The organism is Spongiivirga sp. MCCC 1A20706 (genome assembly GCF_046524175.1).
GTDB lineage: Bacteria > Bacteroidota > Bacteroidia > Flavobacteriales > Flavobacteriaceae > Spongiivirga.
In genome coordinates, this window is sequence record NZ_JBEFZF010000004.1 from 221,445 (window position 1) to 247,898 (window position 26,454).

At 36.1% G+C, this 26,454-nt stretch carries 25 protein-coding genes; 9 read left to right on the forward strand and 16 right to left on the reverse strand.

All coding sequences use genetic code 11. The annotated features are described in order from the left end of the window. Nucleotides 1-22: 22 nt before the first annotated feature. From purL to ABN763_RS11285, 3 genes are all read right to left on the reverse strand, one after another. Nucleotides 23-3,688 carry a phosphoribosylformylglycinamidine synthase gene (gene purL, locus ABN763_RS11275; protein WP_410485571.1) on the reverse strand — a complete coding sequence of 1,222 codons (3,666 nt, stop codon included), beginning with the start codon at nt 3,686-3,688 and terminating at the stop codon, nt 23-25. Nucleotides 3,689-3,766: 78 nt separating this feature from the next. Further along, nucleotides 3,767-4,102, reverse strand: a complete 336-nt coding sequence (locus ABN763_RS11280; RefSeq protein WP_410485572.1) for a T9SS type A sorting domain-containing protein — start codon at nt 4,100-4,102, stop codon at nt 3,767-3,769. Between the two features lie 8 nt (nt 4,103-4,110). Next, a complete protein-coding gene (locus ABN763_RS11285; RefSeq protein ID WP_410485573.1) occupies nt 4,111-5,325 on the reverse strand; it encodes an RsmB/NOP family class I SAM-dependent RNA methyltransferase in 1,215 nt (404 codons plus the stop codon). A gap of 68 nt (nt 5,326-5,393) precedes the next feature. Between ABN763_RS11285 and ABN763_RS11290 the strand changes: the two genes are divergently transcribed. Next, nucleotides 5,394-6,467, forward strand: coding sequence for a WD40/YVTN/BNR-like repeat-containing protein (locus tag ABN763_RS11290; protein WP_410485574.1), 1,074 nt, complete (start codon nt 5,394-5,396; stop codon nt 6,465-6,467). A 32-nt stretch (nt 6,468-6,499) separates the two neighbouring features. On the opposite strand, the gene ABN763_RS11295 is transcribed toward ABN763_RS11290, so the two are convergent. The 8 genes from ABN763_RS11295 to ABN763_RS11330 form a co-directional block, all read right to left on the reverse strand. Continuing rightward, complete coding sequence (locus ABN763_RS11295; protein WP_410485575.1) at nt 6,500-6,850, reverse strand: DUF6515 family protein; 351 nt, start codon at nt 6,848-6,850, stop codon at nt 6,500-6,502. A 97-nt stretch (nt 6,851-6,947) separates the two neighbouring features. Then, nucleotides 6,948-7,397 carry a Spy/CpxP family protein refolding chaperone gene (locus ABN763_RS11300; protein WP_410485576.1) on the reverse strand — a complete coding sequence of 150 codons (450 nt, stop codon included), beginning with the start codon at nt 7,395-7,397 and terminating at the stop codon, nt 6,948-6,950. Between the two features lie 23 nt (nt 7,398-7,420). After that, the gene (locus ABN763_RS11305) at nt 7,421-7,963 is read right to left on the reverse strand and encodes a hypothetical protein (RefSeq protein ID WP_410485577.1); all 543 of its coding nucleotides are present in this window, start codon (nt 7,961-7,963) and stop codon (nt 7,421-7,423) included. A gap of 12 nt (nt 7,964-7,975) precedes the next feature. Beyond that, nucleotides 7,976-8,524 carry an RNA polymerase sigma factor gene (locus ABN763_RS11310; protein WP_410485578.1) on the reverse strand — a complete coding sequence of 183 codons (549 nt, stop codon included), beginning with the start codon at nt 8,522-8,524 and terminating at the stop codon, nt 7,976-7,978. A gap of 388 nt (nt 8,525-8,912) precedes the next feature. Next, a complete protein-coding gene (locus ABN763_RS11315) occupies nt 8,913-10,736 on the reverse strand; it encodes an ABC transporter ATP-binding protein (protein ID WP_410485579.1) in 1,824 nt (607 codons plus the stop codon). Further along, nucleotides 10,737-12,458, reverse strand: coding sequence for a phospho-sugar mutase (locus ABN763_RS11320; RefSeq protein ID WP_410485580.1), 1,722 nt, complete (start codon nt 12,456-12,458; stop codon nt 10,737-10,739). It lies immediately after the preceding gene. 63 nt (nt 12,459-12,521) lie between these two features. Further along, nucleotides 12,522-13,478, reverse strand: coding sequence for a glycosyltransferase family 2 protein (locus tag ABN763_RS11325; RefSeq protein ID WP_410485581.1), 957 nt, complete (start codon nt 13,476-13,478; stop codon nt 12,522-12,524). 45 nt (nt 13,479-13,523) lie between these two features. After that, nucleotides 13,524-14,045, reverse strand: a complete 522-nt coding sequence (locus ABN763_RS11330; RefSeq protein ID WP_410485582.1) for a DUF4199 domain-containing protein — start codon at nt 14,043-14,045, stop codon at nt 13,524-13,526. A 161-nt stretch (nt 14,046-14,206) separates the two neighbouring features. Here ABN763_RS11330 and ABN763_RS11335 point away from each other — a divergent pair, with 161 nt between their 5' ends. Next, the gene (locus ABN763_RS11335) at nt 14,207-14,458 is read left to right on the forward strand and encodes a type B 50S ribosomal protein L31 (protein ID WP_410485583.1); all 252 of its coding nucleotides are present in this window, start codon (nt 14,207-14,209) and stop codon (nt 14,456-14,458) included. Nucleotides 14,459-14,696: 238 nt separating this feature from the next. Next, nucleotides 14,697-15,872 carry a GlmU family protein gene (locus tag ABN763_RS11340; protein WP_410485584.1) on the forward strand — a complete coding sequence of 392 codons (1,176 nt, stop codon included), beginning with the start codon at nt 14,697-14,699 and terminating at the stop codon, nt 15,870-15,872. 13 nt (nt 15,873-15,885) lie between these two features. Here the strand turns inward: ABN763_RS11340 and ABN763_RS11345 are convergent, their stop codons facing one another. Further along, nucleotides 15,886-17,520, reverse strand: coding sequence for an ABC transporter substrate-binding protein (locus tag ABN763_RS11345; protein ID WP_410485585.1), 1,635 nt, complete (start codon nt 17,518-17,520; stop codon nt 15,886-15,888). Nucleotides 17,521-17,630: 110 nt separating this feature from the next. On the opposite strand from ABN763_RS11345, the gene mtaB reads away from it, so the two are divergent. After that, a complete protein-coding gene (gene mtaB, locus ABN763_RS11350) occupies nt 17,631-18,971 on the forward strand; it encodes a tRNA (N(6)-L-threonylcarbamoyladenosine(37)-C(2))-methylthiotransferase MtaB (RefSeq protein ID WP_410485586.1) in 1,341 nt (446 codons plus the stop codon). Nucleotides 18,972-19,026: 55 nt separating this feature from the next. On the opposite strand, the gene ABN763_RS11355 is transcribed toward mtaB, so the two are convergent. Beyond that, nucleotides 19,027-19,323 carry an N-acetyltransferase gene (locus ABN763_RS11355; RefSeq protein ID WP_410485826.1) on the reverse strand — a complete coding sequence of 99 codons (297 nt, stop codon included), beginning with the start codon at nt 19,321-19,323 and terminating at the stop codon, nt 19,027-19,029. A 223-nt stretch (nt 19,324-19,546) separates the two neighbouring features. Between ABN763_RS11355 and ABN763_RS11360 the strand changes: the two genes are divergently transcribed. The 3 genes from ABN763_RS11360 to ABN763_RS11370 are packed head-to-tail and all read left to right on the forward strand — an operon-like array spanning nt 19,547 to nt 21,585. After that, the gene (locus ABN763_RS11360) at nt 19,547-20,206 is read left to right on the forward strand and encodes an alpha/beta hydrolase (protein ID WP_410485587.1); all 660 of its coding nucleotides are present in this window, start codon (nt 19,547-19,549) and stop codon (nt 20,204-20,206) included. A 55-nt stretch (nt 20,207-20,261) separates the two neighbouring features. Beyond that, a complete protein-coding gene (locus ABN763_RS11365) occupies nt 20,262-21,215 on the forward strand; it encodes a transglycosylase SLT domain-containing protein (RefSeq protein WP_410485588.1) in 954 nt (317 codons plus the stop codon). Nucleotide 21,216: 1 nt separating this feature from the next. Next, a complete protein-coding gene (locus tag ABN763_RS11370) occupies nt 21,217-21,585 on the forward strand; it encodes a sulfite exporter TauE/SafE family protein (protein WP_410485589.1) in 369 nt (122 codons plus the stop codon). 51 nt (nt 21,586-21,636) lie between these two features. Here ABN763_RS11370 and ABN763_RS11375 read toward each other — a convergent pair whose 3' ends face one another. Further along, entirely contained in the window at nt 21,637-22,152 is a 516-nt protein-coding gene (locus ABN763_RS11375) for a DUF2892 domain-containing protein (RefSeq protein WP_410485590.1), read from the reverse strand. 206 nt (nt 22,153-22,358) lie between these two features. Here ABN763_RS11375 and rpmH point away from each other — a divergent pair, with 206 nt between their 5' ends. Beyond that, the gene (gene rpmH, locus ABN763_RS11380; protein ID WP_410485591.1) at nt 22,359-22,517 is read left to right on the forward strand and encodes a 50S ribosomal protein L34; all 159 of its coding nucleotides are present in this window, start codon (nt 22,359-22,361) and stop codon (nt 22,515-22,517) included. Nucleotides 22,518-22,619: 102 nt separating this feature from the next. Continuing rightward, nucleotides 22,620-25,472, forward strand: coding sequence for a carbamoyl-phosphate synthase large subunit (gene carB / locus ABN763_RS11385; RefSeq protein ID WP_410485592.1), 2,853 nt, complete (start codon nt 22,620-22,622; stop codon nt 25,470-25,472). Nucleotides 25,473-25,533: 61 nt separating this feature from the next. Here carB and ABN763_RS11390 read toward each other — a convergent pair whose 3' ends face one another. After that, the gene (locus ABN763_RS11390; protein ID WP_410485593.1) at nt 25,534-26,022 is read right to left on the reverse strand and encodes a YceI family protein; all 489 of its coding nucleotides are present in this window, start codon (nt 26,020-26,022) and stop codon (nt 25,534-25,536) included. Between the two features lie 45 nt (nt 26,023-26,067). After that, entirely contained in the window at nt 26,068-26,436 is a 369-nt protein-coding gene (locus ABN763_RS11395; RefSeq protein WP_410485594.1) for a hypothetical protein, read from the reverse strand. Nucleotides 26,437-26,454 lie beyond the last annotated feature (18 nt).

The following is a 26,454-nucleotide window of genomic DNA, read 5'->3' on the forward strand; positions in this document are numbered from 1 at the left end:
TTATTCCATTAGAATTAAATTATTAATTATTTTCAATCCATTTTCTTGCATTGACAAAAGCCTCTATCCACGGTGAAACCTCGTCTTGTCTATCATTTGGGTAATGCGCCCAGTTCCATTGAAAGATAGATCGTTCGATATGTGGCATGGTCACCAAGTGCCTTCCGGTTTTATCAGTTAACATAGCTGTATTATAATCGGATCCATTTGGGTTTGCAGGATATTCTTCATAACCATAAGTCGCTACAATATTATAGGCTTCTTTTGGCATAGGCATACTAAATTTGCCTTCACCATGCGATATCCATACACCTAAAGTTGAACCGGCTAAACTTGATAACATAATCGAGTTATTTTCTTGAATAACTACTGATGTAAAATTGCTTTCGTGTTTATGAGAATCATTATACGTCATTTTAGATAGCTTCTCATGTTCAGGATTAATTAAATCGAGCTCTAAAAATAACTGACAGCCATTACAAATGCCAACAGAAAGCGTATTGGGTCGTGCAAAGAAATTTTTAAGCGCTTTGTTCGCCTTTTCATTATATAAAAATGCACCGGCCCAGCCTTTTGCAGATCCTAGCACATCACTGTTAGAAAAACCACCTACTGCACCTATAAATTGAATGTCTTTTAGGGTTTCACGACCAGAAATAAGATCCGTCATGTGAACATCCTTAACGTCAAAACCTGCAAGATACATAGCATGCGCCATCTCACGTTCGGAATTACTTCCTTTCTCTCTTAATATAGCAGCTTTGGGTTTGGACGATCCTATTGTTGGAACTAGGCTAGAAATCTTCCCGGTAAAGTTAGTTGGAAAACTAAAGTGAAGCGGTTGATTTTTATAATTTTGATATCTAGCGTCCGCTTGATTGTTAGCACATTGTTTAGCATCCAATAAGTACGAAGTTTCGAACCAAATATCACGTAACTTGGCTATATCAAATACTTCATTCTGATCCATATTTTTTAAGTTGATTCGATTGCCTGAAACTACCGATCCTATTTCGTAAAACTCCACTTCATTTTTAGAAAGTACTTCTTCTATTTCCTTGTTGGCTTGAATTAGTATGCTTGTGTTTTCAGAAAACAACAATTTTACGGTGTCTTCTTCATTTAATGGCGTTAAATCGATATTTGCACCGAGATTTACTTCGGCAAAACACATTTCTAACAAAGCAGTTATTAATCCACCTGATGAGATATCATGCCCAGCGTTTATTTGCCCTTTTTTTATTAAGTGTTGAATACAATTAAAGGTTTTCTTGAAATATGCTGCATCTTCAACAGTTGGAGCTTCATTGCTCACCTTATTTTGAACCTGTGCGAACGAAGAACCACCTAGTTTAAAGGAGTCTTTTGATAAATTGATGAAATAGATGTTACCGCCATCTGATTTCAATACTGGTTCTACGATTTTAGTAATATCATTACAATTGGCAGCAGCCGAAATGATTACGGTACCTGGAGATATTACTTCATCATTAGGATACTTTTGTTTCATAGAAAGTGAGTCTTTACCAGTTGGCACATTCACTCCTAGTGCAATTGAAAAGTCAGATACCGCTTTCACAGCCTCATAAAGCCGAGCATCCTCACCTTCGTTTCTGCAGGGCCACATCCAGTTTGCAGATAGCGATACTGAGGTCAGTTCATTTTTTAATGGTGCCCAGATAATATTAGTAAGTGCTTCAGCAATTGAGTTTTTAGAACCTGCTACTGGATCTATTAAACCGCTAATTGGCGAGTGTCCAATAGAAGTTGCGATTCCTTCCGTACTGTCAAAGTCTAATGCCATTACTCCGACATTATTAAGTGGAAGTTGTAAAGGTCCGGTACATTGTTGTTTTGCAACACGACCACCTACACAACGATCTACTTTATTGGTAAGCCAATCTTTACATGCAACTGCTTCGAGCTTTAATACTTGTTCTAAATACTTATGTAAGTCTTCTTGCCTATAAGATACCGCTTCGAACATTCTATCAACGGTTTTATCATTCATATATGTTTTGGGGGAACTACCAAACATATCAGACAGTGCAAGATCCATAGGTTTTGCACCTGTTTTTTTAGATGTAAAGGTAAAGCGATCATCACCTGTAACCTCACCAACGGTATACATTGGCGAACGTTCTCGATCAGCAATTTCTTTTAATGTATCGATGTGGTCTTTACCAATTACAAGTCCCATACGTTCTTGAGATTCGTTTCCGATCAATTCTTTATTTGAAAGGGTTGGGTCACCGACAGGTAAGGCATCCAGATCAATTAACCCCCCGGTTTCTTCTACAAGTTCTGACAAACAATTTAAATGACCTCCCGCACCATGATCATGTATCGAAACGATGGTATTTTCTTCGCTCTCAACCATGCCGCGTACGGCATTTGCAGCCCGTTTTTGCATTTCAGGATTCGAACGTTGTACCGCGTTTAGTTCAATTCCCGAACTGAATTCACCAGTATCGGCAGATGATACCGCCGCACCTCCCATGCCAATGCGGTAATTGTCTCCTCCAAGCAGTACTACCTGATCTCCTTTTTTAGGAGTGTCTTTCAAGCTTTGATCTTCTTTGCCGTAACCAATTCCGCCAGCAAGCATAATTACCTTATCGAAACCAAGTTTTCTTGCATGTTCTTCATGTTCAAAAGTCAATAAAGATCCAGAAATTAATGGTTGGCCAAATTTATTACCAAAGTCTGAAGCCCCATTGGAAGCTTTTATTAAAATATCCATTGGGGTTTGGTATAACCAATCTCGCTCTTCCATTCCACTCTCCCATGGGCGGTTTTCTTTAAGGCGGGAATAAGAAGTCATATATACCGCAGTCCCTGCTAAAGGTAGCGAACCTTTTCCACCGGCAAGGCGATCCCGAATTTCTCCACCAGAACCAGTAGCCGCACCGTTGAAGGGTTCAACAGTGGTAGGGAAATTATGCGTTTCTGCCTTTAGAGAAATAACGGATTTGAAATCTTTTTTCTCATAAAAGTCGGGTTTGTTTGCCGATTTTGGAGCAAACTGTTTGACCGTCGGACCTTTAATAAATGCGACATTGTCTTTATAAGCTGATACAATATTATCAGGATTAGCCTTAGAAGTTTTTTTAATTAGTTTAAAAAGAGAGCTCGATTTTTCTTCACCATCAATGACAAAAGTGCCATTAAAGATTTTATGTCTACAATGTTCTGAATTAACTTGAGAGAATCCAAACACTTCACTATCAGTTAATTTACGGCCCAGTTTATTTGCAAGATCTTCTAGGTATTGTACTTCTTCTGCACTTAATGCTAAGCCTTCCTTTTCATTATACGCCTGAATATTATCGATCTCTATAATTGGTTCAGGAGTAATATCAATATCAAAAATCGTTTGGTCTAGGAATCGATACTTTTGAGAAAGCATTGGATCATAGTCCTTATCATTTTCCGAGGAGGAATAAAACTCTTCGATTCGTTGGACGCCTTTAATGCCCATATTTTGGGTAATTTCAGTGGCGTTGGTGCTCCAAGGTGTAATCATAGTGGCCCGAGGACCAACAAAAAAAGCGTCAATAGACGCCAATTTTATTTGAGGTTGATTACCAAAAAGCCATATAAGTTTTTCAATGTCTTGGCTTGATAATTCAGAATTAGTTTGCAGGGCAAAAACCTTGGTTTTTACGTCTCCGAAGAAAAGGATCATGAACTGTTAGGTTGTGCGATTTAACAAAGCACAAAATTACTTTTTTTCAGTCTAAAGATAAAGACAATACTAAAGAAGTTACTTTACAACTATTCGTCGGGTTGCTACTGTTTTATTCATTTGAATGCGCAGCAAAAAAATACCCCTTGGGAGCTCTCCAATAGTTACTTTGGACCTAGGTGTAACCCTGGGTTTTAGAAGAAAAACTGATTTACCGAGAAGATCGAAGACCTCAATACGTTTTACAACAGTATTTTTTTCAAATTTGATAAATAGTTGATCACTTGATGTTGAAGGATTCGGATACAGTTTAAAGGAAGCCTCTTGAGGCTCTAAGGCTGCAAGTACCTTTTTCTCTTGTGAGAAAGCATTGAATGAAATTAACAAAATAAGTACAGGTAATAGTTTTTTCATCAATGGGATTAGTTGTTCTTTTTTAGCATAGCCATATAAAAGCCATCAAAACCAGTTTGATGTGCTAAAATCTTGCGATCATCCACAAAGGTAAAATCTTTTCCGGGTTCTGTACTTAAAAATTTTTTTATTTGCGACTGATTTTCAGAAGGTAAAATAGAGCAAGTGGCGTAAATCAGATTTCCGCCAGGTTTAACCATTTTTGAATAATCGTGTATAATTTTTGACTGAGTTTCTTTGATTTTTTCAATAAATTCTGGGGTTAGTTTCCATTTTGCATCTGGATTTCTTTTTAAGACACCAAGACCACTACAAGGGGCATCAATTAAAACAATGTCGGCTTTAGCATGTAGTTTTTTAATAACCTTGTTGTTTTCAATCCAACGGGTAGTAATGTTATGGGCACCTGCACGCCTAGCTCTTCTTTTTAATTCCTTTAATTTGTTCTGGTAAATATCTAAAGCAATTATTTGTCCTTGATTTTCCATAAGGGCTGCAAGATGTAAGGTCTTACCACCCGCACCGGCACAAGCATCTACAACTTTATTTCCTGGTTTTGGGTTAGCAAATGCGGCTACTAATTGTGATGAAGCATCCTGTACTTCGAAAAGGCCTTTCTTAAAGAGTTCCGTTTTGAAAACATTAGCGCGTTCTTTTAATAATAGCGCGTCTTTACTTCCGGAAACAACATCCGTTTCGATTTCAATCTCTTTTAATGCCTTCTTGAGATTTTGCTTACTACCTTTTAACGTATTGGTTCTAAGAACTACATCGGCCTGTTCATTTAAAGCTGAAATCTCTTTGTTCCAAACCACTTCACCTAATTCTTGTTCACCTATTTGGTCAAGCCAATCGGGTATAGATTCTTTATATTTTCTAATTTTTGAAAGTTCTTCAAACTTCCCCTTAATTCTTCGTGTCGGTGTATTTTTTAGTTGAGGCCAATCGGGTAGTCGTATCCCTCTAAGTACCGCCCAAACGGCAAACATTCTCCAAAGGTCTTCGCGACTAAAAGGTTGTTTTACATCCGCAATAGAAGAATAAAGGCGTTTCCAGCGTACCATTTCATATGTTGTTTCTGCAATAAATGCACGATCGCGCGCTCCCCATCTTTTATCTCTTTTCAACAAGCCTTCAACTACTTTATCGGCATATTGTCCATTTTCAAAAATGTCATTCAATCCATCGATTACCGCAAAAACAAGATTTCTATGCAGCCTCATAAGCTTTTTTATTTGAGGGCAAAGGTAATTGTTTTAACTTGGCTACAATTCAAATTAATTGCTTTGTTATGACCAGACCGAACACCAGATTGCTACACATAGAACTGATCGCTTTTGTTTTGGTGTTACTGACCTTTTTTATGGTTTCAACCTGTAAGAAGGGGCATGAGATAGCGCCTATTAAATCGGTTAAGGTCGAAACTTTACTCACCGATAGTATAAGCATTCGCGCCATAACTGTTATGGGAAATAATCTGGGTTTTGCGGGAAATAAAGGGTATTATGGGTTATATGATGACAATAAAAATACGGTTCGAACCAATATCATAAAATATGATTCCTTAACGCCAAACTTTAGGGCTGTGGCAAGTACATCTGATGATTTTTTAATGTTGAGCATCCAAAGCCCTGCATTGTTATATAAAACTGGTGACCAAGGATCGATGGAATTAGTTTATCAGGAAGCAGATGAGAAAGTATTTTATGATTCTATGACCTTCTGGAATGATGAAGAGGGAATAGCCATGGGCGATCCAACGGATGGATGTTTATCAATAATTATTACAAGAGACGGCGGTAAAAGTTGGTCTAAAGTACCCTGTGAGAAATTACCTCCAGTCGTTGATGGAGAAGCGGCTTTTGCAGCTAGCGACACCAATATAGCCGTAAACGGCGCTCATACATGGATCACAACTGGAGGTAAAAAAAGCAGGGTTTTTTATTCAGCTGATAAAGGGAAAAAATGGGAAGTATTTGATACTCCTCTCATTCAAGGAAAGGAAACTACAGGAGGCTACTCAATTGATTTTTACAATGATCAACTAGGCTTTATTATTGGGGGTGATTATACAGATGTGAATTCAAATTCAAAAAATAAAGCAATAACTACTGATGGAGGGCGTAGTTGGAGTTTGATAAGTGATGATAAAGGTCCGGGATATCAAAGTTGTGTTCAATTTGTTCCAAGAAGCGAAGGAAAGCAATTAGTAAGTGTAGGTAAAACGGGAATTTGGGTCTCTAATGATACTGGTAAAAATTGGAACAAATTAACAGATGATAGTTTTTACACACTTCGTTTTTTAAACGATTCCACCGCTTATGTTGGGGGAAATAATATTTTGGCTAAACTTTATTTTAAATAAAAAAGAGGCTTTTAAGCCTCTTTTTGAAATAACTAAACGGTAACAACCGTATATTTCCTTCCTCTTTTTTTATAATAAATGCCTTTATAGGTGAAATATCTTTTACCTCTTACCTTAACTATTTTGTAGCCTATGGGCAAAGTTTTTACTCTTATTCCAACAGGAGGTCTTACTACAACAAATTTACTTCCTCGAGTCTTATACCAAACGCCATTGGCGATAGTGTAATTAATTCCTTTATGAATAATTACCTTAGGATTATTAACTTTCTTAACTACCACACCTTGTTTAGGGTATACTTTTATGACTGTTCGCTGAGCGTTCAAGCTTAAACTGAATAGAGCGATGAATACAATGCCAAGTACTAGTTTAATAGTTTTCATAATAATTGTTTTAGGATTATATTATTATGACTTTTATTATGAAAAAAGGTTTAAACAACAACGGAAAAATTTCAAAATTTTTCCGTTGTTGTTATCATTAGTTCTTTTTACGTCGATCTCTAAAACGTTTGATAAGTTGTTTATTGAACTCCTCTTCAACCCGGCGAAGTTTAATGATCTTTTTTGCAGGAATTACTTTTTTAAGATCAAGGATTAACTGGGTTTTTTCTTGATGTAGTTGATCTTCAATTTTTAGTAACCGATCTAACAAAACGGTAGCTTCTGCATCGCTCATAGAATCACCTCCTTTAGCTTCAAATTCTCTTCTTAGTTTTCGCATTTCTACTCTTCTAAGTTGATGAGTACTTTGGTCGAACTTGTTATAAATAGGCCAGAATTTTTCGGCTTCATCAACAGTTAGTTTTAACTGGTCTGTAATAAACGCAACCTTTTGTGCCTTTATTCGCTCTCTAACTGGACCTTGAGCAAAGCTGATACTACTAAAAGAAATGAATAGTAGTAAAATGGTTTTAGTAATTGAGTTCATAAATATTGTTTTAATGTATGATATTAATTAATATCATCGATTAATGTGTTATCTATAATGACATCATAGGTTTCAGTTTGATCGGTCAGATACTCTATGACGGTATCATCGTTAAAATTCAATTCGTTTAAATTAGATAATTGATCATTTTCCAATTCTAGTAAATCAGCAAGCTCATAGCTATCATAATCAACTAGGTCATTGTCCAAATATTCCTGCATATCCGCATATGCTAATTGCTCATCAAATTTGTCATTGTTTGTAATTATACTAGTGGCAATTACAAATGCTAATATACTTGCAGCAATACCAATATAAACCCATTGGTTCAAGTTTATAACCCGATTGGTAATTGGCTTTTGCTGATTTTTGAGATTGACCTTATTATAAACATTGTCAAAATAATGAGTAGGCACCATGAAGCCATCACCGTTCTTCTTAATGTTATTAAGAACAGGTGTGTCTTCTATTTCATTGATTTTTTGAAATAGCCGATCTTGAAAATTATCAAAATAACCTTCAGGTATGTCAAAGTCTTTCTTGTTTTTAAAATTGTCCTTGTTCATGATACCGGTATTTCACGTGCTTGTTAAATATGTTTCAATTTTTTTTGTGGCTATATGATAAGAAGCTTTTAAAGCACCTACAGAGGTTTCCAAAATCTCTGAAATCTCATCATATTTTAATTCTTGAAAATACTTCATATTAAAAACCAGCTGTTGCTTTTCGGGTAAAGTGGCAATTGCCTTCTGTAATTTTAATTGAATTTCTGTACCCTCAAAATATACATCTGCTCTTAAATTATCAATCATCTGATCTTTAATTTCAGAAGTAGATATTTTCATTTTTTGTGCTTTACTATTTAAAAAACTAATCGATTCATTGGTGGCTATACGATACATCCAAGTGTATAATTTACTGTCACCTTTAAACTTTGAAATCGACCTAAAAACTTTTATAAATGTGTTTTGCAAAACATCATCCGTATCATCATGATTTAATAGCATACGCCTAATGTGCCAATACAAGCGCTCTTGATACTGTTTCACAAGCTGCTTAAATGCCTCTTGTTGGGTATCAGGCTGTTGTAGCAATACTATAAAATCTTGTTCTGTTGTTTCTAGCAAGCGCCCTTTATTTAGTGTTATAAGTTAGACCTAATCTATTTAAAAAGGTTTAAAAAGGGCTTAAAAAACGCCATAATGTTAAAAAATAATGCATTTCATCGATTTTTTAATGCTTTTTAACGGTCAATTAAGATTTAATTATACTTTAGCAGTGGTTACATAGTAATCATGTTATTATTTGAATTTGTCAGTTAAGTAAAAGTAAGTTTCCCCAGATCTTATCGAGACGCCCCCAAAATCTTGATAATTTTTGCCCAATCTTAAACTTGCTTACAATCAAAAAGGATAGACTCCTACTTGTCTATCCTTTTTTTGTTCTTATAAAAATCGGTCACAGGAATAATTTCTAATACTAATACTTTTAAGGTTTTACATTCCAAGCGCTTCATTAACTTAACGACTGCATATCGACCAGCTTTTTGTAAACACCATCTTTTTTAAGTAGATCTTGGTGTTTTCCTTGCTCTACAATTTTGCCTTTCTGCATAACAACGATGGAATCCGCATTTTGAATGGTAGAAAGTCTATGTGCAATGACAATAGATGTTCTATTTTTCATCATATTTTCTAATGCATCTTGAACAAGTCGTTCTGATTCTGTATCAAGTGCTGAGGTTGCTTCATCGAGAATCATAATAGGTGGATTTTTAAGAACTGCTCTTGCTATGCTTAATCGTTGTTTTTGACCGCCCGATAATTTGTTTCCGCTATCGCCAATATTGGTATCATATCCATCAGGTAAATCCTTGATAAACTCATGGGCATTGGCAATTTTTGCAGCTTTTATAATTTCTTCATTGGTAGCGTTTGGTGAACCTAGGGCAATATTACTTTTTACCGTGTCATTAAATAAAATTGAATCTTGAGTTACAATTGCTAGCAGAGAACGAAGCGAATCTTTTTTCAAGTTTTTTATATCAATTCCATCAATTTTGATCGTGCCTCTATTCACATCATAAAAGCGAGTGACTAAATTTGCAATGGTACTTTTACCACTTCCAGATTGGCCGACAAGGGCTACCGTATGCCCCTTAGGTACGTTTAGCGTAAAATCTTCTAGGACGAGGTCATCTTCATATTTAAATGAGATATTCTCCAAAACAATCTCCTCAGCAAAATCAGTTTTGATTTTAGCGTTTGGAATGTCAGCGATGGTGTTTTCAGTTTCCAGAACCTCTAAAACACGTTCAGCAGCGGCATTACCTTTTTTAACGCCATAACTAGCTTTGCTAATGGCCTTAGCAGGGGTTAAGATATTATAGGCCAGCCCCATGTAAGCAAGAAATTCAGTGGCTTCTAGTGTTTCATCTACCAAAACCATTTGACCACCAAACCATAATAAAATTCCTATTACTAATATGCCTAAAAATTCACTAGTTGGTGATGCTAAATTTTGTCTATTTAACAACGAATTAGAGAACTTGAAGAACCGACTGGTAGAATGTTGAAACTTTCCTAGAAAAGTCTCTTCTGCATTAAAGGCTTTGATCACTTTTAGTCCACCTAATGTTTCTTCGGTTATGGATAAAAACTCGCCTTGTTCTTTCTGTACCCTATCAGATTGCTTTTTTAACGACTTACCAATTCGAGATATGATAATTCCCGTGATTGGAATAAAAATAAATACGAATAGTGTAAGTTTTGCGCTTAAAAAGAGCATCGTGATAATTGTGAAAATGATAGTAAGGGGCTCTCTAATAATTAGTTCTAAGATGGATAAAAAGGAGTGTTGAATTTCCAATACATCAGATGTAATCCTTGCGATGACATCACCTTTCTTTTTTTCTGAAAAATAGCCAATAGGTAATTCAATAACCTTGTCATACAGGCTGTCACGTATGTCTTTTAATACACCGTTTCTAAGAAAGGTGATAAAAAACATAGCGCAATAATTAAAGAAGTTTTTTAGCAGAAACAACACTAAAATAAGCCCAATGCTAATAATGAGGGCTTGCATTTCATTGTCCTGAGCGTATTGTGTTACCTGATAATTAAAAGAATCACCTAGGAACTCTTTAATACTATCATAATTTTCATAAATAGGTTCCTCATGTACTTGCTTGTCTTTATCAAATAGTACCTGTAGCATAGGGATTAAGGCCACAAACGACAATGCGCTGAATAAAGCATACAATACATTAAAGAAAATATTGAGGTAGGCATACTTTTTATAAGGACCTACAAATCGAAGTATTTTCTTGAAATAATCCATTTAAAGATTCATTTCCTTTTTAATTCGGTCGATTTTATTTTGTAGACTGGTCGATACCGTTTGGAAATCGGAAACTTTTTCCAAATCAGCTTGTACACTAAAGTAAAACTTGATTTTCGGCTCAGTACCACTAGGTCGCGCCGCTATTTTGGTGCCGTCTTCGGTATAATAGATTAGCACATTGGACTTAGGAATCTCCATAGTAGTTAAAGCGCCGGTATTCATATTTTTTGAAGTGGATGCTTGGTAATCTTCCACTTTGATCACTTTTGAGCCGTCAATTGATTCAATTGGATTTTCGCGCATATTAACCAACATTTGTTTGATTTCTTCAGCGCCGGCCTTTCCTTTCTTAACCAGTGAAATTAAATCTTCTTTAAATAATCCGTAATCGACATAGCTCTTTAGTAATTCATTGTAAAAAGAGCTACCATTTGCCTTTGCGTCGCATGCTATTTCGCAAGCGAGTAGTGTAGCGGTCACTGCATCTTTATCACGCACAAAGTCACCCACCATATATCCAAAACTTTCTTCTCCTCCTCCTATAAAGTTCAATTCAGGAAAATCCATAATCATCTTAGCGATCCATTTGAATCCGGTAAGCCCTTCTTTGTATTCAACGCTGTAATCAGCTGCCATTTTAGCTAGCATCGGAGTGGAAACGATAGTACTACCAATGAATTCTTTTCCCTTTATTTTTCCGGCATCTTTCCATTTATCTAGAAGAAAACGAGTCATCACAATCATGGTTTGATTTCCATTTAACAACGTCATTTTGCCCTCGTTATCTCTTACTGCAATCCCTAAACGATCACAATCAGGATCGGTTCCCACTACCATATCAGCACCTGTTTCTTCTGCCAATTTGGTAGCCATTGCTAAAGCCTCGGGTTCCTCAGGATTTGGCGATTTTACGGTAGGAAAATCGCCATTAGGTTCAGCCTGTTCTTTAACAATGACAACATTATTGAAACCAGCTTTTTTAAGTGTCTCAGGAATCGCCGTTATCGACGTTCCATGTAATGAAGTAAATACTATTTTAAAATCGTCTTTTCCATTTGCATCAAAACTTCCATTCACTACACTTTCATTAATGAATGCCTCATCAACCTCTTGATCAATATATTCGATTAAGTTTTCATCAACATTAAAACGTATGTCAGAAAAATCAAGACTGTTGATCTCGTTAATAATCTCACCATCTTGTGGAGGTACAATTTGCCCACCATCTTCCCAATAGACTTTGTAGCCATTATATTCAGGGGGGTTGTGTGAGGCAGTTAATACAATACCACATTGACAGTTTAAGTAACGGACTGCGAATGATAATTCAGGAGTAGGTCTAAGATCAGAAAATAAGAATACCTTAATTCCATTTGCTGAGAAGACATCAGCCACTACCTTAGCAAGTGTTTTACTATTATGACGACAGTCATAGGCAATAACTACTTTAACTTGTTGGTCAGGATATTGTCGTTTCAAATAATTTGATAAGCCTTGTGTATTTTTGCCAAGTGTGTATTTATTTATACGATTGGTACCAACACCCATTACACCGCGCATACCTCCGGTCCCAAATTCAAGGTCTTTGTAAAAACGGTCTTCTAACTCTGCCGGATTATTGGTAAAAAGTTCTTCTATTTCATTTTTCGTATCCGCATCGAAAATATCAGTAAGCCATGATTTAGCTTTTTTCGATACAGCGTCAGTAAGTTGTGCCATTGATTATGATTGATTTACAGTACAAAATTAGCCAAATACAAGGGCTATGTACTAAAAAGATGGTTAAAAATTTCTTTTTTCGGCTATTCTATATTGCTTGTTGTCCGGTCGTGTTCTTAGTGCTATTTCACCTAAAAAACCTGCTATAAACAATAAGGTGCCTAAAATCATTGTGGTTAGTGCTATATAAAACCAAGGGTTTTGAGTGACTAAAATGGCAGGTTGCTCATTGTAAAGTCTATATAATTTCAGTCCACCAATATATCCAGCAGATACAAAACCAACAAAAAACATAAGAACTCCCCATAATCCGAAAAAATGCATTGGTCGTTTCCCGAATTTCGATAAAAACCAAATAGTAATGAGGTCTAAAAATCCGTTGGTGAATCGGTTAATACCAAATTTGGTAGTACCATACTTTCTTTTTTGATGTTGTACTACTTTTTCGCCTATTTTATGAAAACCAGCATTTTTAGCTAGTACAGGAATATAACGATGCATTTCACCAGAAACATGAATGTTCTTGATCACTACATTTTTATATGCCTTTAATCCGCAGTTAAAATCATGAAGTTTTAGTCCTGATGTTCGTCTTGCGGCCCAGTTGAATAACTTAGAAGGAATATTTTTCCCGATTACAGAATCGTAACGTTTTTTCTTCCAGCCTGAAACCAGATCGTAGTTGTCGTTTTTGATAAGTTCAACCAATTCAGGAATTTCCTCAGGACTATCTTGTAAGTCAGCGTCCATCGTAATAACGATATCGCCTTGAGCAAGTTCGAAACCGGCATGCAAAGCTTGAGATTTACCAAAATTTCTTAGGAAACGAATACCTTTTACTTCGTCATTCGAAGAAGCCAGATCAGAAATGACCTTCCATGAATCATCACTGCTGCCATCATCAATAAAAATGATCTCATATGAAAAACGATTGGATTGCATCACTGATACAATCCAATCATATAATTCTTGTAAAGATTCTTGTTCGTTAAGTAGTGGTATAACTACTGATAGGTTCATTGGCTTTGTTGAATATCGATAAGCCAAAAATACAAATTTAGTGGCTTAGTAAGCAGGACGCTCTTTTTTCATAATTAGTCCAGCAATCAAACCAAATATTAATCCAATAAGAGCGCTAACGACTAGACCAAATCCATATTGGATAAGTGGCGATCTGAAATTACGTCCCATTTCTATCTGACCTTCAATTTGCTCTTGTGATAAGCCATATTCCTGTAGGGATTGTGTTTGAAAAGCTTCCTGTTTTGTGAAAAACTCAGGATCAATCACATTTTGAACAATAAGTTGAAAAGTAATGCCAATAAGCCCTCCTATAAGACAGAGCCCTACTGCTAATTTTAAAGCTTGACCAAGTTTCATAAAGCCCTCATTACTTTGTTTAAAGGCTCTGAGCGCTAAAATGACAATTATTAGTGTAATTACTAAGTTAACAGCAAGTACACCAAAGCCGCCTTGATAATGCATATCAAGGAAATAAAGCATTAGTAAAAATGCAACACCTATACCCCCTGAAATTAAGCCCCAGGTGATAGCGTGTTTTCTAGTTTTAGGTTCTTGATTTTCCATGTTTTTATTATTTAATTAGTTAGATTCAGTTAGTAAGTATCAAGTTAGGGCAAATTGTTACAGAATAAAAGAATTAATTTTTAAAAAAACAGCTTGTAGTTTTATGAAATAAAATTATCTTTGCACTCGCTTTTAAAGCACGATAGAAAAGTATTAAGAAGATGAAAAAAGGTTTACATCCGGAAAATTATAGAATGGTAGCGTTTAAAGATATGTCCAATGAAGACGTATTTATTACAAAGTCTACTGCCGATACCAAAGAAACAATCACTGTAGATGGTGTTGAGTATCCATTAATTAAAATGGAAATTTCTCGTACGTCTCATCCGTTTTACACTGGTAAATCTAAGTTGGTTGATACTGCAGGACGTATCGACAAGTTCAAGAATAAATACGCGAAATTTAAAAAATAGAAATTTCGTTTTTAAAATAGTAAGCCTCTCGATATTCGAGAGGCTTTTTTTTGTCCTGTTATGATAATGTAAAGTCTTAACAAAAAGACGCTGTGCAACCTTGTGCTAATTTACATGACTTGTCTATAATAGCTGAAACCAATAGTTCTCGGTAAGATTAAAACAAGATTATTTTCCAAGTGGTAAGAATCTAAATTCTTTCTTCAAAAAGTTATCTTTACCATTAAAATCGTAACTAATGAATTACATCCTTTTCGATGGTCCATACCGCAATGCATTGCTACCTTTTACCTACACACGACCTGTTGCTGATATTCGCATGGGTATTTTGACAATACGGGAAAAGTGGGAGCATTTTTTAGGTAATACCACAACTACCGTAACCGAGGACTATTTAGCAGACAAGTATCCTATGGTTGAATTGGAAGAGAATGTTATGATCAATGCTTCTTTTTTGCCAAATGAAAATTTAATAGTCTTGTTAAAGGATTTAAAGGAAAATCAGGCTATTTACAAGGGTGATGAAGTTGTTGCGTTTTTTACCACTGATTCCCAAGAGGAAGTTGATCTGGAATCCTATGAAAAAATCAATTTTCAATCAGATGTAATAACCGTCAAAAATACCTGGGATATTTTTTCAAAAAATGCTGAAACACTTCAAGTAGATTTTGATCTTATCACTAAAGATAGAACCTCCCAACCAATATCGGAAACCAATCAAGTGCTGTCCCCCGAAAATATTTTTCTGGAAGAGGGTGCAAAGGTTGAATGTTCAATTTTAAATGCATCCAATGGCCCGATATATGTCGGTAAAGATGCCGAAATTATGGAAGGGTCGATCGTTCGTGGTGGACTTGCTATGTGTGAGCACTCGGTTTTAAAACTCGGGGCAAAGATTTATGGTGCAACTACTTTAGGACCTTATTGCAAAGTAGGGGGAGAGGTTAACAATTCAGTGTTATTTGGATATAGCAACAAAGGGCATGATGGTTTTTTAGGGAATTCGGTTTTAGGAGAATGGTGTAACCTTGGTGCAGATACAAACAACTCGAATCTTAAAAATAACTATGCTCCTGTTCGACTTTGGAGCTACGAAACCGAGGGCTTTGCGAAAACAGGCTTACAGTTTTGTGGACTCATGATGGGAGATCATAGTAAAAGTGGAATTAATACAATGTTTAATACCGGAACAGTTGTAGGGGTGAGCTCAAATATTTTCGGAAGCGGTTTTCCAAGAAATTTTGTCCCAAGCTTTAGCTGGGGTGGTGCTAATGGTTTTACTACTTATAAAACCAATAAAGCTTATGAAGCAAATGCGGTAATGATGTCTAGGCGTGGCGTTGAGTTTGATGAAAAAGAACAAGCTATTTTAGATCATGTTTATGAAGATACTAAAAAGTGGCGCAAGGACTAAGACAATTCAGAATTCAGAATTTTGATTTTTTTACTCTTTTTAAAACCAATAAATTAATCGGATTGATCCCCAATCCATCGACATTCTTCTGTGTAAACCTTACCACTTGGTCATAATATAACGGAACAATCGGTGCATCGGCAATCACCATGCTATCCATTTTGGTATAGAGATTTTCTCGTTCGGTTTTATCAACAATAGTGAATGATTTTTCAAATAAAGCATCAAAATCTGGGTTGCTGTAATGGTAGTAGTTGGGACCACCCGGGGTAAAGTTTTTTGAATAAAATACGGATAAGTAATTTTCTGGATCAGGATAATCCGCTATCCAGCTTCCCCGAAAAATGTCGAGCTTCCCCGTGCGCTTAGCTTGACGCAACGTTACCGCGGGCATGACATCTACTTTTGCAGTAAGGCCTACCTTTTGTAATTCACGTTGTATATATTCGCAAATGTCTAGGTATTGGCTATTGGTAGCGATGGTGATGGTAGGGTTTAAATCACCCGTTTCTCGTTTATATTCGTTGATAAGCTGTTTTGCTTTTTCGGGTTTAAATTGATACCCATTAATCTCAGCAAAACCCGGCATTCCCTTTGGGATGAATCCGCTATATGCAGGAAAACCAATTCCGTTTCGAATGTACGTAATCATTTTCTGCCTATCAAATCCGTAGTTGATGGCTTGTCTTATTTTTAATGAATTAATTGCTGAATTGTCTCCCTCTAAATAAAAACCAAGAAATTCTGAATTTAGATATGGTCCCTTCATCATGTTTACGCGCTCAGCATATCGAGGTCTTATTTTTCCATCAGCAGTGAGTAATTCATCTTTGTAACTATTGTCTATGCTATTTACAAAATCTAGATTTCCTTGAGTAAATTGTAAAAACTCACTTTGCTTATCGGGTAAAAAGGTTATGGCCACTGCTTCTAAATAAGGTAAAGAAATATTTTGGTCATCAACTTCGTGATAATTTGGATTTTTGCGTAAAACAAGTTTCACGTTTTCTTCCCATAATTTAAAATAAAAGGGACCTGTACCGATAGGGTTCGATCTGAATTCAGCGCCGTAATGGTCAGCGACCTCCTTTGGCACAGCAGCGCAATATTGCATGGTAAGAAGCCCTAAAAAAGCAGGAAATGGTTTTCTAAGTTGAATTTGAAATAGGCTGTCATTCAATGCTTTGTAAGAAGCAACATTATTCAGTACCCAGCTTCCAGGTGAGGCAACTTTAGGATCTTTTAAACGGCTAAAGCTGTAAACAAAATCAGTAGCATTAACAGTACGAGTGCTATCTTTTCCAAAAAGTGGCGATTTATGAAAATAAACATCAGTTCGTAAATTAAATTGATATGTCAAGCCATCAGCACTAATCTCCCATGATTTGGCAATGTCGGGTTGCGGAATCAGTGAATCATTCATTTGAACAAGGCTGTTAAACAGCTGATTGATAGGCCAAATGTTTTCAGGATTTCTGGCAAAAGCGGGATCCAAACTCGTTGTATTTTTATGCTCATTATAACGGAACACTTGGTGATCACGTTCTTCCTTGTTGCTTTTAGAACAGGAAGTAGCAATAATCAATAAGCAACTAGCTGATAAAAGGTGTTTTAGGAAGGTTATATAACGGATTAGAGATTTTAACATGCGAAATTTAGTTGGTATCTTTGCGCCCGAAAAAGCATATATAAAGCAGCTTTTGAGCCAGTGAAGATACCAATTTCTTCATTGGTAAAAAAGAGTAGGTCCTGTTGATCATGAATAATAAAAAAGTCGCATTTTACACCTTAGGTTGCAAGCTAAATTTTTCTGAAACTTCTACCATTGCCAGAAGTTTTACAGATGAAGGATTTGATCGTGTTGATTTTTCTGAAACAGCAGATATTTATGTGATCAATACCTGCTCTGTTACCGATAACGCCGATAGGCGTTTCAAGACTATAGTCAAGCAAGCTCAAAAAGTGAATGCAGAGGCTTTTGTAATTGCAGTAGGTTGTTATGCACAATTGAAACCTGAAGAGTTGGCCGCTGTTGACGGTGTTGATCTGGTTTTAGGGGCTACTGAGAAATTCAAGATTACCGATTATTTGAATGATCTTAGCAAGAATGACCATGGCCAGGTACACTCTTGTGAGATTGAAGAAGCGGATTTTTATGTGGGTAGTTACTCCATTGGAGACCGTACAAGGGCTTTCTTAAAAGTTCAAGACGGTTGCGATTATAAATGTACCTATTGCACCATACCCCTTGCGCGTGGAATTTCTAGAAGTGATACTCTTGAAAATGTATTAAAAAATGCAAAAGAAATCTCAGAAAAAGGCATCAAAGAAATTGTGTTGACCGGTGTAAATATTGGGGACTATGGCAAGGGAGAATTTGGTAATAAAAAACATGAACATACGTTCTTTGAGTTGGTGAAAGCTTTAGATCAGGTTGAAGGTATTGAGCGTTTACGAATAAGCTCAATCGAACCTAATTTGCTTAAAAACGAAACGATCGATTTTGTTGCTAAAAGTAATGCCTTTGTTCCTCACTTTCATATACCGTTGCAAAGTGGGAGCAATGAGCTTTTGAAGCAAATGCGACGCCGCTATTTAAAAGAATTGTATGAAGATCGGGTAAATCGTATTAAGTCTGTAATGCCCCACGCCTGTATCGGTGTTGATGTGATTGTAGGATTTCCCGGAGAGACCGATGAACTTTTTCTGGAGACCTACAATTTTCTAAATGAATTAAAGATCTCCTATTTACACGTTTTTACCTACTCTGAAAGAGCGAACACTTTAGCTGCAACCATGAATAATGAGGTGCCTAAAAACGTACGCAGTAAGCGAAGTAAAATGCTTCGCGGTCTATCCGTTAAAAAGAGGCGCGCGTTTTACGAAAGTCAAATTGGAACTACCCGATATGTGCTTTTTGAAGGAGAAAATAAAGAAGGCTACATTCAAGGATTTACAGAGAATTATGTAAAGGTAAAAGCACCATGGAATCCAAATTTGGTAAATACCATTCAACAGGTTACCTTGACTAAAATAGATGAAGATGGGTTGGTTCGCTTTGATTTTGTCACTGAGCCTGTAGCAGAATTTACTGCATAAAAAAAGATGGCATTTTAAAGCCATCTTTTAAATTCATTCTTTTTATGTGTTTCACTTAGATCCGTACACCCACTGGTAAAAGTGATTTATACTGTCTATTTCTACGCATAAATTTAACGATCTTAGGACTTGTAGGCATCACACGAAGATTACGTTCTTCAATGTGATTTAAAATCTGAATAATGAATTCGTTTTCAAAGTCATCATTTTCTAAATTTTCAGGAACGATCATTTTAGTTAAAAAAATCTTTCGTTCTTGAAGAGAATACTCAACCTTTGCTAGGTTGTCATCAACTTTTAGTTCAAATTGGCGCAAAAATTCATTGTCTTTCAGAACAGCCGTCTCTATCATATTCATTTATTTAAAGTTTACCAAACGGTAATTATTATTTCAAAATAAGCCCAACGCCATAGCACTAAGCCATACATATGTATTAAACTACACATGCAGGTTTGTTTTCCTTTTAAAAGATGGTTGTTGTGTTAATGTGTGTTGGTTGGGAATTCGCTATTTTTGCGAGGCAAAAGTACGAAAAAAACTTCGATTTTTTCGTTATTCTCTCAAAATTAACTAAATGCAAGAATTAATACATGTGTATTTAATGCCTGGTATGGCTGCTAATCCTAGTATTTTTGAATATATTCAATTGCCAGAAGAAATGTTCGAGATACACTTATTAAGCTGGAAAATACCACAAAAGAACGAGACATTATCTTCTTATGCAAATAGAATGTGTGCCGATATCACCCATGCAAATCCTGTTTTAGTTGGAGTTTCTTTTGGAGGTATTTTAGTGCAGGAGATGAGTCAGCACATTAAGACAAAAATGGTAGTTATTGTTAGTAGCGTGAAGCACGAAAAAGAATTACCTTCAAGAATGAAACTTGCTAAGCAGACAAAAGCATATAAACTATTGCCCACTGGGCTAATCAACAATATCGATTTTTTAGCAAAATATGCTTTCGGTGAAGTTGTTACTAAACGTGTTGAGTTATATGAAAAGTATCTTTCTGTTCGAGACAAGTATTATTTAGATTGGTCTATTCATAATATAGTTAATTGGTCTGCTCCAGATAATGTAGACAATCTAGTTCATATTCATGGAGATAAAGATGGTGTTTTTCCCGTATCTAATATTGATAATCATATTAACATTAAAGGAGGAACACATGTTATGATTATTAACAAATACAAGTGGTTTAACGAGAATTTGCCTAACATTATCTTATCGTAAGCTCACAAAACATGGTCAATTGCCTAATTTGCTTATATTTAAAAAAATTTAACCTATGAAGTTGCTTAAAAAATCACTTATCGGTGTAGGTGTGGTTGCCTTACTTTTTATGTTGATCAATGCTGTTGGGACAGATAAGAGTAGTGCAGCGACATCAGAAGAAAATGAACCAGCTACTAATGCTGCAAAGCTTGCTAGCGATTATAATGTGTATGCACTTTCTATTCCCGACGATCTTGATTTTGCCGGAGAAAAAATGCCATTAGATGATCCTGATGTATATGAGCGAATGGATCGCGAACTATTGGTAAATACCTATTGGCAATCAAATGGTCTTTTAATGTTTAAAAGGGCACATAAGTTTTTCCCTATTATTGAACCTATTTTAGAAGAAGAGGGGGTGCCTAACGATTTTAAGTATCTAGCTTTAATCGAAAGCGGGTTAGAAAATGTGACCTCACCGGCAGGTGCAAAAGGGTTTTGGCAAATAATGAAAGCCTATGGTCGCGAAAATGGTTTAGAGATTAACGAAAATATCGATGAACGAAACAACTTAGAAAAGGCCACAAGAGCAGCTTGTGCTTATTTCAAAAAAGCAAAGAAACGTTTCGGTAGCTGGACACTGGCTGCTGGTTCATATCACAATGGCCAATTTGGAATTTCTAAAGAGCTAGAACGTCAAAAAGCCAACAGCTATTATGATTTGTTGTTAGGCCCTAATGGTAGGCGCTATGTCTTTCGCATTGTTGCTTTAAAGGAGATTGTGAATAATCCGAAAAAATATGGTTTCAATTTTACCGAGGATGATTTGTATCAACCAATCCCCACCTACAAGATTGCGGTTGAAGAGCCGATTAGCAATTTAGCAGAATGGGCTAAAGATAAAGGAATCAATTATAAAGTATTAAAAATTCATAACCCCTGGTTACGCGAAAATAAGTTGAACAACAGATCAGGGAAGCTGTATTACATTACCTTGCCTAAAGAAGGATATTATACCAAGGAATAAGATGAGCACCCAAGTAGTTGTTTGGCTCATTGTAATTGGTATTCTTGCGGGTGTACTTAGTGGTGTAGTAGGCATAGGTGGTGGCATCGTAATGGTTCCATTACTAGCCATACTACTTGGTTTTACGCAACATGAAGCTCAAGGTACAAGTTTAGCTGCCATGTTACCTCCAGTAACTATTTTGGCCGTTCTTAATTACTACAAAGCGGGACATGTAAATTGGAAATATGCGCTTTTAATTTCAGCTACTTTTATCATAGGAGGTTACTTCGGATCTAAAATTGCGGTAGACATCGATCAAAAATTACTTCGAAAAGTTTTTGGAGGTGTCATGCTTGTAGTCGCCGTAAAAATGATTTTTGGGAAATAGATTTCCAGATAAACGAAAATTAAGAAGAATAGTTTTTACAACAATCAACAACTAAATTCGCTTCATCTGTTGTTGCATCATCTTTATTTGCTCTTTCAGCATACCACGCTTATCTAATTTTTTTGCTTCCTGAAGCAATGTAGTAGCTTCTCTCTTTCTTCTTTTTTGCATCGAAATACCAGCCAAACTTAACTTTGCCATGGCAATATCATGGTCCATCGATAATCCAAGTTTTAATGCGCGCTTGAAGAATTTTTCAGCCTTAGTTAAATTCGTTTGCGAGTGAATAATACCATGTAAGTAATTAAAATAACCTTGCTGTTTTGTGGTCAAGGCCGCCTCTGGCTTCTTTATGTAGGATAGCCATTTCTGCGTACCAACCATATCTTGTTTTCTTAATTTAAAGAAAGCTAATAGTATAAATTCATTCCTAAAATAAAGAAATACAAATATTAAAGAAAATAATATGAGTGCTATACCATTACCAACATAACCTTCAGTAAATTGCCAAACGGCTAAACCGATGATTAAAGCAGTAATAACGAGTTTTATGTTTTTATGAAACATTTAATTACTATTATTTTGAAAGTGTAAAATTACCTAAAAACGCCAACCATTTCCAGGCGCTGCAAAGAAACTAATTTTTTTCAATATATTTTTAATTTACTAGCTTGTCAAAGTAAAAAGTTGTTGTATATTTGCGCACGATTTTGCAGACAGATAGTTGCAAGTAGAATAATTTGAAGAAACGATAGCGTAAAAGCACATATACAATGAAAAGAACATTTCAACCATCAAAAAGAAAGAGACGTAATAAACACGGTTTTAGAGAGCGTATGGCTTCTGTTAGTGGTAGAAAAGTGCTAGCTAGAAGACGAGCTAAAGGAAGAAAGAGAATTTCAGTTTCATCAGAACCTCGTCACAAGAAATAATGATTAACAATTGTTAATAATAAAGGTGTTGCTTTTGTAAGTAACACCTTTTTTTGTACCCGGTCAGTTTATAATTTTGCACACCACATAGATTTAATTTCCATGCCAAAAAACGAAAAACTTAAGTCAATCCTAATCATCGGTTCAGGACCAATTGTTATCGGACAAGCGTGCGAGTTTGATTATTCAGGTAGTCAATCTTTACGTTCGTTACGAGAAGATGGTATTGAAACCATTCTCATTAATTCAAACCCTGCAACGATCATGACCGATCCTTCAATGGCCGATCATGTTTATTTATTGCCCCTGACCACGAAGTCAATTATAAAAATATTAAAGGAACATCCTCAAATTGATGCTGTGCTACCTACTATGGGAGGGCAAACAGCGCTTAATCTATGTATTGAAGCAGATGAGAAGGGCATTTGGGAGGATTTTAATGTGGAACTCATCGGTGTTGATATTAATGCGATTAATATTACTGAAGACCGCGAAAAATTTAGAGAGCTTATGGGTACTATTGATGTGCCAATGGCTCCGCAGTTAACGGCTACATCGTTCCTAAAAGGAAAAGAGATCGCACAAGAATTTGGTTTTCCTTTGGTAATTAGAGCATCGTACACGCTTGGTGGTGCCGGGGCATCAATTGTATATGATCCTGAAGATTTTGACGAATTATTGCGTAGGGGACTTGAGGTTTCACCTATTCACGAGGTGATGATCGATAAAGCAATGATGGGGTGGAAGGAATACGAGCTGGAACTACTTCGTGATAAAAATGATAATGTGGTAATTATCTGTTCTATTGAAAATATGGATCCAATGGGAATCCATACTGGAGATTCAATTACCGTGGCACCAGCAATGACCTTATCAGATACTACGTATCAACGTATGAGAGATATGGCCATCAAAATGATGCGTAGTATTGGTGATTTTGAAGGTGGATGTAATGTACAGTTTGCAGTAAGTCCGGATGATAAAGAAGATATTATTGCTATTGAGATTAATCCCCGTGTTTCCAGGTCATCGGCACTAGCATCTAAAGCAACAGGTTATCCTATTGCTAAGGTTGCTACAAAGTTAGCCATCGGCTATACGCTTGATGAGTTAGATAATCAAATTACCAAATCAACATCGGCTTTGTTCGAACCGACCTTGGATTATGTAATTGTTAAAATACCGCGATGGAACTTCGATAAATTTGAAGGGTCGGATAGAACGCTGGGACTTCAAATGAAAGCAGTAGGTGAGGTAATGGGTATTGGCCGATCATTTCAGGAAGCATTACATAAAGCAACACAATCGTTAGAAATTAAAAGAAATGGCTTAGGGGCAGACGGAAAAGGATATAAAGATTACAATCAGATTATTGATAAGTTAACGCACGCTTCTTGGGATCGGGTTTTTGTAATTTATGATGCCATACAAATGGGAATTCCACTGAGTCAAATATATGATATCACAAAAATTGATATGTGGTATTTACGGCAGTACGAGGAATTGTATCAGTTACAAAAAAACATTTCTACATACACTATAGATACTATTGAAAAAGACCTGTTGTTAGAAGCTAAGCAAAAAGGATATGGTGATCGTCAGATTGCTCATATGCTTGGTTGTTTAGAAAGTGAGGTGTATAATAAAAGAGAAGAGCTTAACATTCAACGAGTATATAAACTGGTTGACACCTGTGCAGCGGAATTTACGGCAAAAACGCCATACTATTACTCCACTTTTGAAAATGTAATAGAAACTTCGTCAGGAGAAACATATTCACATAATGAAAGTATTGTCAGCGATAAAAAGAAGATAGTTGTTTTAGGATCAGGGCCTAATCGTATTGGTCAGGGTATCGAGTTTGATTATTGCTGTGTGCACGGAGTTTTAGCCGCTGCTGAATGTGGTTACGAAACGATCATGATCAACTGTAACCCGGAAACGGTTTCTACTGATTTTGATACCGCCGATAAGTTATATTTTGAGCCTGTTTTCTGGGAACATATTTACGACATTATTCGCCATGAAAAACCAGAAGGTGTTATTGTTCAATTAGGAGGACAAACAGCATTAAAGCTTGCTGAGAAGTTAGATAGATATGGTATAAAAATAATCGGTACGAGCTTCCAGTCGTTAGATTTGGCTGAAGATCGTGGTAGTTTTTCTACCTTATTAAAAGAGCATAACATTCCTTATCCCCAATTTGGTGTTGCCGAAACTGCAGATGAGGCATTGGCACTTGCTGATGAGTTAGATTTTCCTATTCTTGTACGTCCTTCATATGTATTGGGTGGGCAAGGAATGAAAATTGTAATCAATAAAGAAGAGCTGGTTGAACATGTGGTCGATTTATTGCGTAAAATTCCTAATAACAAACTCCTACTGGATCATTATTTAGATGGGGCCATTGAAGCAGAAGCAGATGCAATATGTGATGGCGAGAACGTCTACATAATCGGAATAATGGAGCATATTGAACCTTGTGGTATTCACTCAGGAGATTCAAATGCTACTTTACCACCATTTAATTTGGGTGAGTTTGTAATGCAACAAATAGTTGATCATACTCATACCATAGCAAAGGCCTTAAATACCGTAGGGTTGATCAATATTCAGTTTGCAGTAAAGGATGACACAGTTTACATTATTGAAGCAAACCCAAGAGCTTCACGCACAGTTCCATTTATTGCAAAAGCTTATGGCGAGCCCTACGTTAATTATGCAACTAAAGTAATGTTGGGTGAGAAGAAGGTAACCGATTTTGATTTTAACCCACATCTTGACGGGTATGCGATTAAACAACCAGTGTTCTCATTTAATAAGTTCCCAAATGTAGATAAACGTTTAGGACCGGAAATGAAAAGTACAGGCGAAAGCATTTTGTTTATTGATAGCCTAAAGGATGACGAGTTTTACAACTTATATTCCAGAAGAAAGATGTACCTTTCAAAATAAAATAATGACGATGTCATTAAAAAAATCAGGTTACACCAGCTTAATGGTGTAACCTGATTTTTTATTCAGACTCTTTTAGTAAGAAATCAACTTGCACGTTAACCTCGCTAGCAATTTTTTTAAAAACTAGTTTTGGTATTTCGATATCGTAATCTTCAGGTTTTAATATGAGAGAAGAACTGATTTTTAAATGTTCGTCTTGTTGTTTGATGGTAACGTTAGTTTTTACTGGGCGTTCTACACCATGAATCATAAAATTACCCTTTAGAATGTAATCACCTGCGGGTTTCCTATGGTCAAAACCTTCTATCCTTCCCAAAAAAGTAGATTTTGGAAATTTGTGAGATTCTAGATAGTTCTCGTTAAAATGCTCTTGCATTAAAGTATTTGGGAAGGTAAACTGTCTTACAAAAAGTAAGGCTGCAAACTCTCCGGTTTTTGTGTTTAAAATACCTTTTACTCGGATGTTTTCTGCGGAAATATTTTCTAACGGAGTTGACGCATTGAAGTTTACGATACCATTATTGGTCTCGTATTTATTTTGCGCCATAGTATTTGTAACTACAAGCAGCAAGCAACATAACAAACGCATTGTTTAGTTTTCTGGCATACCTGCTTCAACCCATCGTTCAATAGTTTCACGTAGAGTAGCACTCATTCTACCAGTTTGCGGCATAGGAGCTGACGTACTATTAATTCTACTCACTAAATTACGATTGTTGACAGCATCTACAACCTGATTATAAGTAACTAACGACATAGGCGCGCCATTAGTGGGCGTACTTGCATGACAAGTGGTACAGTTACCAGCCATTATACCCTCAATGTTTGCTGTGTAAGTTGGAGTCTCTGTTTCTCCCATTTCTTCTGGAGAGTCATCATCTTTATTACAATTATAAAATAACAGTGTACTTAGAGTAAGAGCAACAATCGTAGTTCTGCTTAAAACTTTTTTAAAGTCCATATGAAATTGGGTTTTATG